The organism is Bacillus sp. CCNWLW194 (genome assembly GCF_037120585.1).
Lineage (GTDB): Bacteria > Bacillota > Bacilli > Bacillales > Bacillaceae_G > Bacillus_A > Bacillus_A basilensis.
The window spans coordinates 39,571-53,620 of the sequence record NZ_JBBBBL010000008.1; the positions used below are offsets into that span (position 1 = coordinate 39,571).

The following is a 14,050-nucleotide window of genomic DNA, read 5'->3' on the forward strand; positions in this document are numbered from 1 at the left end:
CTCTATTTATAGAAAGAAATTCCTTGCAGAAAGGTGAGTGATTAAAATGGATACTCTTTCTCATAAAGAAGCTGATAAAGGTGCGATTGTCAGCATTATGGCCTACATATTTTTATCCTCTATGAAAATCATCATCAGTTATATTACCCTCTCTAGCGCATTACGTGCTGATGGTTTAAATAACTTAACGGATATCGGTGCTTCTTTGGCGATATTAATTGGTCTAAAAATCTCTCGTAAACCTCGTGACCCAGATCATCCATATGGGCATTCGCGTGCGGAGCAAATTGCATCACTGGTTGCTTCTTTTATTATGGCAACGGTCGGATTAGAAGTTGTTATTAGTGCCATTCAATCTTTTTTAAATCCGAAACAAGCAGCGCCTAACGTCCTTGCTGCATGGGTTGCTTTATTTTCTGCTGTCGTTATGTACTTTGTATATTTGTATACGAAAAAGATTGCAGCTCGAACAAAAAGCAAATCATTAGAGGCCGCTGCAAAGGATAATTTATCAGATGCTCTCGTAAGTATTGGTACAGTAGTAGGTATTGTCGGTTCACAGTTCCAAATGCCTATTTTAGATCCGATTGCAGCTCTACTTGTCGGCCTTATTATTTGTAAAACCGCATGGGAGATTTTCGTAGAAGCTTCTCATATGCTAACGGATGGAATCGATCCAGATAAGATGGAAGAGTACGCTGATGCTATTGAACATATTGGTGGTGTGGAAAACATCGTAGATATTAGAGCGCGTATGTATGGAAATCAAACGTACGTTGATATTACAATCGAAGTAGATGCTCGTATGGATGTTGGTGAAAGCCATTGTATTACTGATAACATCGAGGCTATGCTTCGGAAAAAGTTTGGCATTTACCATGCACATATTCATGTTGAACCAATGGAAAAAGAACCTATTATGACATAGGTTCTTTTTTAATGAACGCTTTATGAAATATAACACATAAAACGAGCCAGCTACCGCCAGCTGCCCATCCTGCTAATATGTCAGATGGATAGTGAACGCCAAGATATATTCGGCTAACTGAAATAGATAATACAACAAAGCTTGCTATGAAAATAATCAACAATTTTTTATGCAATGTAATACGCTCTTCTGTAATCGTGACGTATGCAATAAATCCTAAAAAAGCAGTAGCATTCATCGTATGACCGCTCGGAAAACTATATCCAGTTGCAGTAACAAGCTGCGTTACATCAGGTCTTGCTCGTTCGTACCATAGTTTAAGCATACTGTTTAAATAACGAGATCCATAATAATTAATTGTTAGAAGTAATGCACTAAGCAATTTTTTTCTAACGAGAAAGTACATTACAAGAATAATGAGTAACGGAAAATATACTCTTTTAGAACCAATAAAAGACACCCAAGTAAAGTAGGTTGTCAAATAGTCGTTTCGAAAACTTTGAATAAAATGCGCGACTATATTGTCAAATTTCTCAATACAAGCGGTATGATACGAAAGTGATAATACGACAAAACAAATGAGTAGCGTAAAACTTAACAAGTATAAATGTCGATATCGTTTCACATACATAACCTCACTATGCAAAAAAATGGAGCGGTTGTTTTAGTTTTCCTCTCCATTTCTTTTTTATGCATAGTTTATTAAAAAATATAATTGTTAATTTTTTCTTTCATCGTTGGAATATCTTCATTCGTTACTGTAAAACGAATCACTTTCTCGTCAAGATCCAGCGCTTCTGCAAATAAACCTGCTAATCCACGAGATTTTCTGTCAACTTCCATAATAATCTCTAGGCGATCGTAAGCACTTGGCAAGATTAATAATTCTAGTTCGTCTAATTTCCCATAATACTGTCCGGAAACAGGAACAAACTCAAATTCTTGTGCAAATGGAACTTGCTTACGTAATCGATACGGTAATTCTTCACATTCTATATGACGCGCTTTAAAACCTAATTGATTTACACTCTCTAACACACTATTTAATAGTGCATTTGGCAACACTTGAATATAATCACGATCACTTGGATCTATACTGCGTTTAATATCAAGACCTGTATGCACCCAAACTGTTTTCATTCCAAGTGTAAGTGGCGTTTCAACTGGCATCTTAAATGAAAATGGAATTTCTTTCTTTTCATTCGGCTCAACAGAAAAAGGTTCTGTTAAACGAACTCGCTCTAGATCAAATGTTGCTGTTACTTTTTTATCATCCACTTCTCGTACATATGATGTTGATAACGTTAAGTAAATGCTTTCAATTTGTTGGCTAACTGAACCACCAGTTATATGAACCTTCCCTAGTATCTCTTCTCCAACAATATACTCATCTTTTTCAAGAACTGTATCTACCTTTGCATTACCAATACCAACGCTTGCTAAAAACTTTTGAAACATGGAACCTCCATCCTTTCTAAAGCAAAAGCTACATCTTTTTTTAAATCTTGTACATTCTCATAGTACGGCGATTTTATTTGTAACATTCGCATAAGCATTTCACGATTATAATTTTCCAAAGTTAATTCGTCATACCATGGTTTTTCATGTTTTTCATTAGATTCATAGCCTGCATATAATAAAAATAATGAGAAATGACCAAGCGCATAAAAGTCGCTACGAAAATGAACTTCTCGCATCAAAGCTTGTTCACCTTCATAAGTTGTAGCTCGTTCATCACCCTCACCTTTCAATTTAGCCAATCCAAAATCAATAATACTAATTTGGTTTTCTTTCATTAATATGTTTGGAATGCGTAAATCTCGGTGAATAATACCTACACTATGAAACACCGATACAATTTCTAATATTTCATATAAAATTTTTAAAACTTCACGTTCTGTATATACATGCCCATCTAAAAAAATATAATCTTCGAAATTTTTACCAGGCATATATTCCATCACAAAAAAGCTTTTTTTCTCCCATACGAAATGATCGTATAAACTAGGAATTGCATGATGATTTAATGTTTGCAAAATCATTTTCTCTTGTTCAAATGATTTTCTACCAGACTCATATCTTTGTTTACTTTGTCTTAATTGTTTTAAGACTTTATATCTATTTATTTGTAAATCATTAACGACATATGTAACCCCATAACTACCCATTCCAATTACTGATTCGATTTTATAACGTTCTGCAACAATTGTATTTTTTCGCAGTGGTCTATCAAATAAAGCTAGTACATGACGCCATTTCATCAGCTACTTGAAAAGAAACTACGGCTTTTACGTTTTCTTTTATAATGTTGATGCCCATAACCAGATGAACGTCGTTTATAATCGCTACTTGAATATGAGCGCCCTCTATGACGATAATCACTACTTGAATACGAACGATATTTTTTCTTTCCTAATAAAGAATCAATAATTTTTTTGAACATCCCTTCACCTCTTGAGTAAAATTTTCTTTTAATTATACCAATAATTGTCGGCTATGTTTGTGACAAGTTTGTAAAGAGTAAAAAACGACGAGTTAAGCCCGTCGTTACTTTCACTCATCTTCTTCATCAAAAACTTCATCAATCATACATTTCTCTAATAAATACTCGAATGTAATATCTGCGAGATCTTCAATTTCTTCTCGTTTTGGAACGTATCCTCTTTCAATTAGTTGCTCATAAAAAAACTCCGCAATCTCTTCCGTATCAATTACGACTTCAATTTCCTTCATGAGCATCACTCCTTTATTTCTGTTTTATGAAAAAATCTCAAAATTATGTATATGAGATTAGAAAAATAGTTTTTCTTTTTTTATAGGTCATATCCTTTGGACGAGGTGCATACGATGGTAGTACAAGCTATCAAAAAGGGGGAAATAATTATGGAATACCAATACGAGGTAAAGCAAGAAGTAGGGCAAACAAAAGAAGAGTTCATGCATGAAGATCAATGGGCAGACTCTCTTGTTAAATGGCTTTTTATTTTTTTAATAATTGTAGGCATACCTTATACTGCATATGTTGTTGTTCAATTCATTCTCTCTTTCTAGTTAACTATTTTCTCTCTGTCAGTTTAACTAAATAATTATGAACAACATCCATAACAATTTTGTATTCTTCATCTTTAAATGTATCAAATAACAATTGGTAATCGTTATAAATATCAAGTAATCCATCAATGATTTCTTGACGATTTGTCTTAACACTCACTTTTTTTGAGTTGTTAATTGACTTTAATTTTCCTAAATCTAATTTATTCATGCCAGCTTTATCTTGTTTCATTTTCTTCAAAATTGCATTTGCCGTTTGAGCATTGGCAAGTAACGTTAAATCTGATTCATCCGCTTCTAACCATTCACCATCCGTAATTCGTGACAATTCATATATTGTATCTTCCCATGCGTCATTTTTATATCTCCATACTTCTGTACGAAAACCAACAATACGGAAAACATCTTTATCATAACCTGTTACTTGCACGAGATCACCAAATGTGAAATTATAATTTAATTCAATCCACTCAGTTTCACCTTTTTTCATATCTTGCTCTGAAACGTGCTGCAATGTTTGCTCTACGTAAAATCCATCGTGATTATTGACTTCGTATACATAAACTCCATCTAAAACCTTCATATTTGTGATTTTACCAACGGTTCCATATAGCGTAATCACGACTATGTCCCCTACGTTATATTTAGGTTGCTTTTTCCTTGCCATCTATATCTCTCCTTTTTTTGACGTCGTGATTTTGATAACAGTATATGCAACCTACTTAAAAACGCTTATCACAGAAGCGTATATTCATAAATTTTTTCAATAAAAAATATCACCATATAAAAATTTATTTACAACGTAAAAAAAGCTAGCAAATAGACTAGCTTCACATCAAAACATTTCATATAGTTTTTATCTCTCTTGTATGTACAAATCCCATGCTTCATCAAATATAGACATACTTTCTAGCATTCCACTTAACTCTAAGTATGAACTAATTTCATCATAATCTTCAGATTGCTTTGGAAAACTTAAATCATCATACATTGCCTCTGCTAAATTCGATATTTCATTACTAAATAAAGCTGCACGATGCTTCATCATATAGTGGTAAAATGTCTTTTTCAAAAATATTCCCTACCTTTCTAACTTGGGTACATTATACAAGGCAAAAAAGAAAAAAACCAGCATAAATGCTGGTTAAAAGTCGAAATAATTCCTTTTTAGTAGTCTTGGTCTTCCCATTAATTCTTCATATGTTAGTTGTTTTGGTAAATCTTTCGTATAAATTAAAAACAACTGATCTTCTATTTCTTTCACAGTTTGATCTGATTGATAGTCCATACCACATGAGGAACAAGAAATACATGGTGTCTCTTGGATTTCAATGGCTTTCGTACCATCTGGTAATTCCCAATATACAGTATTTAAGCTTTCTTTCGCTTCTGTACCGTCACACCACATACAATTCATACTGCATCACCCTCAGTTTTTTTGTCGTTCTCTTCTAATTTAGCCATTTGTGCTTGATATTTTTTATCTTTCAATTGGTCGCGCTTATCACGTTTATCTTTTAATGATGCATGAGTGTCATTATCTTCATAGTCTTTACGACGGTTCATACGCTGTAAGTCATCTGGAACAAGGTTAAATTTCTTATCACTCATAAGACCTGCGATACCAACATCCGAACGTTTTTCTTCGTAGTTTGGATAGATTTCTTTAAAGTACCCTTCTGCTCTTCCTGGGATATAGCTCTCTGGCTCTGGATACGTTGTAATTACACCTTCAAAGTTACGAAGCACAACTTTATCTGCACTTTGCGAGATTAAATAGTTTGGTTGAAGCGCAATTTTTCCGCCTCCTCCTGGTGCATCAACAACGAATGTCGGAACCGCATAACCAGACGTATGTCCGCGTAAACCTTCAATAATTTCAAGACCTTTAGATACTGGTGCACGGAAGTGACCGATACCTTCAGATAAGTCACATTGATAAATATAGTATGGACGTACACGGATTTTTACTAGGTCATGCATAAGTTTTTTCATAATTGGCACGCTGTCGTTAATACCAGCTAAAATTACTGCTTGGTTTCCGACCGGAACACCAGCATTCGCTAACATTTCACATGCTTTTTTCGATTCCTCTGTAATTTCAATAGATGTATTGAAATGTGTATTTAACCATACTGGATGGTATTTTTTAATAATGTTACATAAGTTTTCTGTAATACGCTGCGGGAATACTACTGGCGCTCTTGTTCCGATACGAATAATCTCGACATGCGGAATCTCTCGTAAATTTTTTAATACATACTCTAAAATTTTATCATTAATTAGAAGTCCATCACCGCCAGAAATTAAAACGTCACGTACTTGTGGCGTTTCACTAATATAAGCAATTGCATCATCTAATTGTTTCTTTGGCACACCCATTCCAATTTGTCCACTAAAACGACGACGTGTACAGTAACGACAATACATAGAACATTGATTCGTTACTAAGAATAATACACGGTCAGGATAACGATGTGTTAATCCTGGAACTGGTGAATCTTCATCTTCATGAAGCGGATCTTCTAAATCATATTTTGTTTTATATAACTCTTCCGAGATCGGTACTGATTGCATCCGAATCGGACAGCGTGGGTCATCAGGATTCATTAGCCAAGCATAGTACGGTGTAATGTTTAACGGGATCGTTTTCGTTGAAATTTTAACGCCCTCTTCTTCTTCAGGTGTTAAGTTAATTACTTTCTTTAAATCATCTAACGTTTTGATCGTATTCGTTAATTGCCAAACCCAATCATTCCATTGCTCTTCAGTAACATCCTTCCACAACTCGATATCCTTCCAGTGACGATTTGGTTTGTATACATCATGTAACATTGCTATTCCCCCTTTTTATACGCTCATCCTTTATATAAGCAATAGTTATGCCAACTTTACTTTATTGATAAGTAAATGTACGGAGAACCCTATTACATAAGCGAAAAAATATTTTTAAGCATTGTATGAAATCCATACATACTATCATATTCATTACTTTTTATATATGTAAACGCTCTTTTACTGGTGCAAACACACAAAAACCGCCAATTATTCGGCGGTTTTGTCGTACTTACTCAGTTTATATTGAAGCGTTTGACGAGGGATACCTAACATTTTTGCAGCTTGTAATATATTCCCTTCCGTTTCAATTAACGCTTGATCTATTAATTCCTTCTCCGTTTGATGAAGTGCTTCTCTAAGCGGTAATATTCTCTTCTGCTTTGGAAGATTCTCTTTCCGAAATGCACGCGGTAAACAATTTGCTGTTAATGTATTCCCTTCTGCGATAATGACAGCATGTTCAATCGTATGTTTTAGCTCCCGAACATTTCCAGGCCATTGGTAAGCCTGTAGTCTTTCTTTCGCTTCCTGATCCATTTGAAGTACACCTTTTTTATAACTTTTATTATATTCATTCAAAAAATAAGACGCTAATAATAATACATCCTCCGTTCTTTCACGTAGCGGCGGAATATATAATGAAAACACATTTAATCTATAATATAAATCAGTGCGAATTTTATTCTCTCTTAAACATACTTCTGGTGGCTGATTCATTGCGGTAATAACACGAACATCTACTTTTCTCGTCTTATTATCACCAATTCGACGAATAACACCATCCTCTAATACACGTAACATCTTCGCTTGTAAATCGAGCGGCATTGAATTCAGTTCATCTAAAAACAATGTCCCTCCATCTACAAGTTCAAATAATCCCGCTCGTTCAATTGCCCCAGTATAACTACCTTTCGTCGTTCCAAACAATAAACTTTCTAATAGCGACTCCGGCAAAGCTGCGCAGTTTTGTGCAATAAACGGCTTGTTCTTCCGCTTAGAAGCTTCATGAATCGCTTGTACAAATAACTCTTTTCCTGTTCCTGTTTCCCCATATATTAAAACATTTGCATCAGTTGGGGCTACTTTTTGCGCTAATTCTTTCGTCTGTTTAAACCGAGCATCATTCGTCACTATCGTCTCAAATGCAACATGCTTTTTGATTGCTTTTTTTCTAGATGACCGCTTTATTTTCGACTGCAAATCTACAATTGTATCCGTAAGTTTTTGAACTGTGGAATAATCCTTTGCGATTTCAACAGCTCCAGCAATATTTCCATCTATAAAAATAGGTAACGTTGTATTTACTGTACAAATGTCTTCCCCATTTAAATTTTGATAATGCTGAACTTGATGAACGATTGGTTTTTTTGTATCTAACACTTTCATCAACGTACTTGTTTCCCTAGATAAAGAAGGGAACGCTTCTAACAAATGTTTACCTAACACTTTTTCAATTTTTGATCCATCGTGTTTTGCAGCTACAGTATTATAGAAAATTGTAATACCATTTTCATCTACTGCGTGTATTGCCTCATCAATACTGCCCAAAATCGCTTCAATGACTTCTTGTGTCGAAACTGCTAGCAATGTCATCCCCCCTCTTGCCGAAAATCCAGCAATTATATGCCGAATTTTCGGCATACCTATGTGCGATTATAAGCATGACGATTCCGTTCTATTTTTATACCGTACTATTTAGACAAATCTTTCATCCATATATTCATATCTTCTAGCTTATCAAAAATATAGCAATTGTTCGCCAATCTTCCTGTATACGTATAACCTAATTGATGAAATGCCGCATTCATTCCGAAAGAAAGCGATCGAGCAATTGTATACGAGCAGAAAATCGATTTTTCTTGAAGTTCTTCTTCTAACTTAATTAGTAAACTTTTCATAAACCCATGTTTACGATATTCAGGTAAAGTAGCACAATTCGTTAATTCTGCATTTCCTTCTTTTATATTCATTTCTGCAGACGCCGTACTAATTATTTTCCCCTCGAATTCATACACATAGTAAATTGTATCGTCTTCTTCCATCGTTTGTTTTACATAACTCGCTTCGTTTAAAGGAGTTGGATACACTTCAAATACTTTCCCAAAGACAGCTGCTAATTCTTCCGCATCCTCTACTGTCGCTCTTCTTAATAGAAATTTCTCTGGAACTATTTTTCCCTTTACTTCTTTCGCTTTTACACCGCTTAAAATGGTATCTTCCTCAGCCCAATGAATACTATTTCGTCTTTCATCATTATTAAATTTCACGAAGAAGTATGCATCGTGACCTTGAAAATAATGTGGTATTGTTGCTTCTAATAAAAAACCGAAAGAGAGCCATGTTGAAACATGCTCTCCCTTTCCTTTAACAATACATTTAGTGAAAGAATGTTTCTCTGCTAATTCGTCAATTGTTTGGATAATCCTCTCAATATTTCCTGTGTAGTGGTCTACTCGAATTCGTTTATTAAAATAGTCTAAAACGCCTTCTATTGTATAACCATTCGTCTGTTCTCTAAAAGATTCATAGTATTTCATTTTTTCACCTCACACCAATCTAGTAATGTACATGCAATAATTTTTGCGGTAGCTATCATTTTATCAACTTCTATATATTCGTTTGGATAATGTGCTACTTTCGTCTCACCTGGGCCAAATACTATCGTTGGTACATTGGCGATTTGTGTAAATAAACCTCCATCAGTCCCCCACGGAGATGCTTCAATAATTGGTTTGTTCCCTTCAATTTCAACAAAGTTATGCTCGAGAGTTGTAATTAACTCATGATTTTCTTCTAGTTCACCAGGAACCCATCTCGCTCCAAACCATTCTACTTCTACTGGATTTTCAACAAACCAATTGTCCACATCATTTAATTCAACGATCCAATTCTCGAACTCTTCTTTTGCTGCCTCTATAGTCTCATTCGGCGCGATACCGCATCTTCCTTCTAAAATTAAAGAATCAGGAACAGAACTTGGCCAGCTCCCACCTTCAATTTTCCCAATGTTAATTGGAATTGGAATTGGTATTCCTTTAAATAATGGGTCTGTAATTCGGTCATTTCTTTTCTCTTCCAGTTTTCTCAAATGTTCTACAACAAACATACTTTTTTCAATTGCACTTACTCCTTCATAGCGTGTTCCACCGTGTGCTGCTTTCCCTTTCACATGTAAGCGAAACCACATGGACCCTTGTTGTTTCGGGAAAAACTTCATATTTGTTGGTTCAGGAATAATGACACCATCCGCTTTATATCCTCGTAATATAGTCGCTAATGTTCCTGCCCCGCCACTTTCTTCTTCAATTACACTTTGAAAATAAATATCTCCTTTTAATTCAATACCAGATTCAATAATTGCTTCCATCGCAAGCATAAGTGAGACATTGCCGCCCTTCATATCTGTCGTTCCACGACCATATATACGATTTCCTATTCTCTCACCACTATAAGGATGATGGTCCCACTGGTTCACATCTCCTTCTGGTACGACATCAATATGTCCATTTAATATCATAGATTTCCCTTCGCCACTTCCTTTTAAAGTCGCTACAATATTTGGACTATCTGAAAAACTTGTACGCGGTGATACAAAATAGGGATGATCTCTCATTTTAGAAAATGAAGGCTCCCAAATATCAAGATCTAAACCTAGCTCACGTAATTTTTCAATCACAATTGCCTGCGCACCACTTTCATCACCAGATACGCTCTTTTCTTGAATTAATCGTTTTAAAAATTTCACGCTTTCCTCTTCATGACTCTCAATATAATCACAAACTTGTTTTTTTAATTGCTCCATATATTACATCTCCCCTCATTCAATTACTAGTAAGTTAGAGCCAATTTCAAAATCTGCTTCTGTATGTTGTTTTATATCTTCCACTGTGTATGGACTCATCAATTCTTGTAAAACAAGTCCCTCCTTCGTCACTTCCATAACTGCCATATCCGTAATAATTAAATCTACACATTTCTTTGAAGTTAATGGTAATGTACACTCCGAAACAATTTTTGCATTTCCGTATTTATCAACATGGTTCATCACAACAACGACTCGCTTCGCCTTTTGTGCCAAATCCATCGCTCCCCCAATACCTGGAACGCGTTTCCCTGGAACAATCCAGTTTGCTAAATCACCATTCTCACTTACTTGTAATGAACCAAGAATTGTTATATCTAGTAAACCTTTTCGAATCATCCCAAAAGCTGTGCAACTATCAAAATAACTTGCTCCTGTAATAAGAGAGGTTGGCAAACCCGCTGCGTTACATAAATTTCCGTCTTCATTTCCTTTACTTGGCGTAGGTCCCATACCTACGATTCCATTTTCCGCATGAAACATAACATTTATATCGTCAGGCAGATGATTCGGTACAAGCGATGGTATGCCAATTCCTAAATTTACAATCATACCATTTTGTATTTCTTTCGCTGCACGTCTAGCAATCTTATCTCTCACTTCTATGCCCATACCCATTTCCAATTCACTCCTTCCGACGGTACGATATAATTTACAAATACTCCTGGGACAACAATTTCTTCTGGATCTAAACTACCAAGTGGAACGATTTCTTCTGCCTCTACAATCGTTATATCCCCTGCCATAGCTACGTGAGGATTCATATTACGAGCACTTTTGTCAAACACAAGGTTACCAAATGGATCTGCTTTTTTCGCATATACAATCGCAACCTCAGCAGTTAATGCTGTTTCAACTAAATATGTCTTACCATTCATTTCAACTGTACGTTTTCCTTCTTCTACAATCGTATCAACACCTACATCAACTAACACCCCACCAAGTCCTACACCACCAGCGCGAATACGCTCCGCTAATGTTCCTTGGGGAGAAAATTCAACTTGTAACCTTCCTTCGTTTAATTGTCTTCCTGCATTTGGATTTGAACCAATATGAGAAGTAACTAACGATTTTACCCTTTCATTCGTAACAAGACGACCAATTCCTACATCAGGAAATCCTGTGTCATTCCCTATTAAATTTAAATTTGTAACTCCTTTTTCTAATATCGCCTGTATTAAAGATGGAGGGGATCCGATCCCCCCAAATCCCCCAAACATTAATGTCATATCATCGTGGAATAAAGAAATTACTTCCTCAATCTCTTTTAATTTATCGAATGTATTCGTAATAGTTGTCATGCGATACTATGCCCTCCTTTTTGCATCATTTCTTCTACACTTTTTGCAAAAATTGAAAGTAATTCATCTAACTCGGAATATGTAGTTGTCATTGGCGGTGCCACAAGCAGTGCACTATCTTCTTTTCCTGCTTGCCCTGAAACGGCTTGGTATAAGAGAAGACCATTTTTAGCTGCAACCGAAATAAGTTCCGACGCTTTTGTAAACGGTTGCAATTCTACTCCAATCAGCAACCCTTTTCCGCGCACATCCGCAATGATTGTCGATTGTTGTTGAACTTTCTGTAATCCTTTTATTAAATACTCTCCCTTTTCAGCTGTTTTTTCAGGTAGATTATGTTTCTCCATATATTCAATAACAGCTAGCGCTGTTGCTGCAGATAATGGATTTGCACTTAACGTATGCCCACTCATAACAGAACGTGATCCTCGTAAAATTGGCTCCAGAACACGATCACTTACAACCGTCGCTGCCATTGGTGTATACCCAGCTCCTAAACCTTTACCAAGGGTCATAATATCCGGTTCTACACCCCAATGCTCCATCGCAAACCATGCGCCAGTACGACCAAGTCCAGTCATTACTTCATCAGCAATAAATAAAATATCATAATGACTACAAATATCTTTAATGACTTTATAATATTCTTTCGGCGGAACGACTGCGCCTCCAGCTGCTCCGATAATCGGTTCAGCAATAAAAGCTGCGATATGTTCTGCTCCAATTCTTTCAATTGATCTTTCAAGTTCAGTCGCACAAGCAAGCTGACAAGTCGGATATACCTTTTGCACCGGACATCTAAAACAATATGGAGCTGGAATAGTTGGATAATCTTCTAAAATTGACACGAAACGTTGTCTGCGTAGTGGATGCCCAGACATTGATAAGGCTCCCATCGTAATACCGTGATAACTCATCCATCGTGACAAAATTTTATGCTTCCCTTGAATACCTCGCTCTTGAAAATGCTGGATTGCAATTTTCATAGCTGTTTCATTTGCTTCCGTACCACTATTCACAAAAAAGCTCCAGTTCAAATCTCCTACACTTAAATCGCTTAATTTCTTCGCTAATTTTTCAGCTGGTTCACTCGTAAACTGTGATCTATAAACGAAAGCAATCTCCTCTGCTTGTTTTTTGATAACGTCTGCAATCTCCTTTACGCCATGCCCAATCCCTGCCGTAATTGCCCCTGACGAGCCATCAAAATATTTATTTCCGTTTTGATCATACAAATACACACCTTTTCCATGTGAAATCATTGGATACGGCTGACCAACAAGTGGTTTAATTAAGTAATCGCGCATAGCGCTCCCCCATTTCTCCAATTTGTATATATATATGAAGAAAATTGACGTTTCTTTCATAAAAAAGAACCCTCTGCGAAAGCAGTGAATTTATCAAAAAACTATTATAAAATATACAAATGAGTGCTAAATACAATTTTAAAAACAGAAAATTCAGAACTTAAATTGAAGACCAACCCTTATCTATACGCTCAAATAACCCTCCCTTATATAAAATTAACGCTTCACTAAATATTTTTCTAACATAATGCCAGCCTCGCTCAATTGCCGACATTGTGTAAACTTCGACGAAACTCCCTTTAAACTCCTTCCTATTCACCTACTTTATATTGCATATTTTCAAACAAAATTCGACAATTATCCTTACTAAATGCATAGCGATTATTTGTATAGAAACCAATATTCCACATACATTACCGTTCGTTTTATACAATAAAAAAAGAACCGATTAACCACATTAATCAGTTCGGCACGACGCTCTATTACCGGTTAATACCTTCACTTGCAAAAATGAATCAAAAACTATAGCACAAAATCCTTCATAACTTCATTCCCAATCACTTTTGGGACAACCACATCCCAATTCGTCACTCCTTCCCTCAAATTCAAACTACCATTCCTTTATAAATTATGTAGGACAATTATCACTTCGTATGTGTATTTGCCTATAATTTAAAAAATCCCTATTTTTTAAGAATTTCAGACCATGCATTTCAACGTCTTCATTACAAATTTTCTCCTTTAAAAACCATTTTTTCGCATA

At 35.6% G+C, this 14,050-nt stretch carries 17 protein-coding genes; 2 read left to right on the forward strand and 15 right to left on the reverse strand.

From position 1 onward, the window contains the following. Positions 1–46 precede the first annotated feature (46 nt). Entirely contained in the window at positions 47–928 is an 882-nt protein-coding gene (locus tag V7S50_RS18640; RefSeq protein ID WP_063223417.1) for a cation diffusion facilitator family transporter, read from the forward strand. Here the strand turns inward: V7S50_RS18640 and V7S50_RS18645 are convergent. From V7S50_RS18645 to V7S50_RS18665, 5 genes are all read right to left on the reverse strand, one after another. Further along, positions 918–1,553 (reverse strand): phosphatase PAP2 family protein, encoded by a 636-nt coding sequence (locus tag V7S50_RS18645; protein ID WP_242251863.1) that lies wholly within the window; start codon positions 1,551–1,553, stop codon positions 918–920. The two genes, V7S50_RS18640 and V7S50_RS18645, sit on opposite strands and share 11 nt — an antisense overlap. Positions 1,554–1,630: 77 nt before the next feature. Further along, positions 1,631–2,386, reverse strand: coding sequence for a sporulation protein (locus V7S50_RS18650; RefSeq protein ID WP_242251861.1), 756 nt, complete (start codon positions 2,384–2,386; stop codon positions 1,631–1,633). Then, a complete protein-coding gene (locus V7S50_RS18655) occupies positions 2,368–3,189 on the reverse strand; it encodes a serine/threonine protein kinase (RefSeq protein ID WP_242251860.1) in 822 nt (273 codons plus the stop codon). The genes V7S50_RS18650 and V7S50_RS18655 overlap by 19 nt, the downstream gene beginning before the upstream one ends. Next, positions 3,189–3,371, reverse strand: coding sequence for a hypothetical protein (locus V7S50_RS18660; protein ID WP_016088012.1), 183 nt, complete (start codon positions 3,369–3,371; stop codon positions 3,189–3,191). Before V7S50_RS18660 ends, V7S50_RS18655 begins: the two co-directional genes overlap by 1 nt. 110 nt (positions 3,372–3,481) lie before the next feature. After that, positions 3,482–3,661, reverse strand: coding sequence for a YozD family protein (locus V7S50_RS18665; RefSeq protein ID WP_000658451.1), 180 nt, complete (start codon positions 3,659–3,661; stop codon positions 3,482–3,484). 150 nt (positions 3,662–3,811) lie between these two features. Here V7S50_RS18665 and V7S50_RS18670 point away from each other — a divergent pair, with 150 nt between their 5' ends. Next, positions 3,812–3,979: a DUF3930 family protein gene (locus tag V7S50_RS18670; RefSeq protein ID WP_064774808.1), complete on the forward strand. Its 168-nt coding sequence runs from the start codon at positions 3,812–3,814 to the stop codon at positions 3,977–3,979. Positions 3,980–3,983: 4 nt separating this feature from the next. On the opposite strand, the gene V7S50_RS18675 is transcribed toward V7S50_RS18670, so the two are convergent. The 10 genes from V7S50_RS18675 to V7S50_RS18720 form a co-directional block, all read right to left on the reverse strand. Then, entirely contained in the window at positions 3,984–4,646 is a 663-nt protein-coding gene (locus tag V7S50_RS18675; RefSeq protein WP_063223421.1) for a hypothetical protein, read from the reverse strand. Between the two features lie 189 nt (positions 4,647–4,835). Continuing rightward, positions 4,836–5,051: a YozE family protein gene (locus tag V7S50_RS18680; RefSeq protein ID WP_000750725.1), complete on the reverse strand. Its 216-nt coding sequence runs from the start codon at positions 5,049–5,051 to the stop codon at positions 4,836–4,838. A 72-nt stretch (positions 5,052–5,123) separates the two neighbouring features. Continuing rightward, positions 5,124–5,396: a YokU family protein gene (locus V7S50_RS18685; RefSeq protein ID WP_063223422.1), complete on the reverse strand. Its 273-nt coding sequence runs from the start codon at positions 5,394–5,396 to the stop codon at positions 5,124–5,126. After that, the gene (ablA, locus tag V7S50_RS18690; RefSeq protein ID WP_063223423.1) at positions 5,393–6,814 is read right to left on the reverse strand and encodes a lysine 2,3-aminomutase; all 1,422 of its coding nucleotides are present in this window, start codon (positions 6,812–6,814) and stop codon (positions 5,393–5,395) included. Before ablA ends, V7S50_RS18685 begins: the two co-directional genes overlap by 4 nt. Before the next feature lie 210 nt (positions 6,815–7,024). Continuing rightward, on the reverse strand, positions 7,025–8,410 hold the full coding sequence (gene rocR / locus V7S50_RS18695) for an arginine utilization transcriptional regulator RocR (RefSeq protein ID WP_242251930.1): 1,386 nt from the start codon (positions 8,408–8,410) through the stop codon (positions 7,025–7,027). A 98-nt stretch (positions 8,411–8,508) separates the two neighbouring features. Then, entirely contained in the window at positions 8,509–9,354 is an 846-nt protein-coding gene (gene ablB, locus V7S50_RS18700; RefSeq protein ID WP_242251859.1) for a putative beta-lysine N-acetyltransferase, read from the reverse strand. Then, complete coding sequence (locus V7S50_RS18705) at positions 9,351–10,619, reverse strand: peptidase (RefSeq protein ID WP_242251858.1); 1,269 nt, start codon at positions 10,617–10,619, stop codon at positions 9,351–9,353. The genes ablB and V7S50_RS18705 overlap by 4 nt, the downstream gene beginning before the upstream one ends. A 15-nt stretch (positions 10,620–10,634) precedes the next feature. Continuing rightward, on the reverse strand, positions 10,635–11,297 hold the full coding sequence (locus V7S50_RS18710) for a CoA transferase subunit B (protein ID WP_242251857.1): 663 nt from the start codon (positions 11,295–11,297) through the stop codon (positions 10,635–10,637). After that, on the reverse strand, positions 11,282–11,980 hold the full coding sequence (atoD, locus tag V7S50_RS18715; protein ID WP_063223428.1) for an acetate CoA-transferase subunit alpha: 699 nt from the start codon (positions 11,978–11,980) through the stop codon (positions 11,282–11,284). The genes V7S50_RS18710 and atoD overlap by 16 nt, the downstream gene beginning before the upstream one ends. Further along, entirely contained in the window at positions 11,977–13,287 is a 1,311-nt protein-coding gene (locus V7S50_RS18720) for an aspartate aminotransferase family protein (RefSeq protein WP_063223429.1), read from the reverse strand. The genes atoD and V7S50_RS18720 overlap by 4 nt, the downstream gene beginning before the upstream one ends. Between the last annotated feature and the right edge of the window lie 763 nt (positions 13,288–14,050).

Excerpts from the sequence above, each read along its gene's own strand:
- V7S50_RS18655 (WP_242251860.1), bottom strand. The coding sequence starts at position 3,189 with ATGAAATGGCGTCATGTACTAGCTTTATTTGATAGACCACTGCGAAAA.
- V7S50_RS18675 (WP_063223421.1), bottom strand. The coding sequence starts at position 4,646 with ATGGCAAGGAAAAAGCAACCTAAATATAACGTAGGGGACATAGTCGTG.
- ablB (WP_242251859.1), bottom strand. The coding sequence starts at position 9,354 with ATGAAATACTATGAATCTTTTAGAGAACAGACGAATGGTTATACAATA.
- V7S50_RS18660 (WP_016088012.1), bottom strand. The coding sequence starts at position 3,371 with ATGTTCAAAAAAATTATTGATTCTTTATTAGGAAAGAAAAAATATCGT.
- V7S50_RS18650 (WP_242251861.1), bottom strand. The coding sequence starts at position 2,386 with ATGTTTCAAAAGTTTTTAGCAAGCGTTGGTATTGGTAATGCAAAGGTA.
- V7S50_RS18705 (WP_242251858.1), bottom strand. The coding sequence starts at position 10,619 with ATGGAGCAATTAAAAAAACAAGTTTGTGATTATATTGAGAGTCATGAA.
- V7S50_RS18720 (WP_063223429.1), bottom strand. The coding sequence starts at position 13,287 with ATGCGCGATTACTTAATTAAACCACTTGTTGGTCAGCCGTATCCAATG.
- ablA (WP_063223423.1), bottom strand. The coding sequence starts at position 6,814 with ATGTTACATGATGTATACAAACCAAATCGTCACTGGAAGGATATCGAG.
- V7S50_RS18685 (WP_063223422.1), bottom strand. The coding sequence starts at position 5,396 with ATGAATTGTATGTGGTGTGACGGTACAGAAGCGAAAGAAAGCTTAAAT.
- V7S50_RS18710 (WP_242251857.1), bottom strand. The coding sequence starts at position 11,297 with ATGGGTATGGGCATAGAAGTGAGAGATAAGATTGCTAGACGTGCAGCG.
- rocR (WP_242251930.1), bottom strand. The coding sequence starts at position 8,410 with ATGACATTGCTAGCAGTTTCGACACAAGAAGTCATTGAAGCGATTTTG.
- V7S50_RS18640 (WP_063223417.1), top strand. The coding sequence starts at position 47 with ATGGATACTCTTTCTCATAAAGAAGCTGATAAAGGTGCGATTGTCAGC.
- V7S50_RS18670 (WP_064774808.1), top strand. The coding sequence starts at position 3,812 with ATGGAATACCAATACGAGGTAAAGCAAGAAGTAGGGCAAACAAAAGAA.
- V7S50_RS18665 (WP_000658451.1), bottom strand. The coding sequence starts at position 3,661 with ATGAAGGAAATTGAAGTCGTAATTGATACGGAAGAGATTGCGGAGTTT.
- atoD (WP_063223428.1), bottom strand. The coding sequence starts at position 11,980 with ATGACAACTATTACGAATACATTCGATAAATTAAAAGAGATTGAGGAA.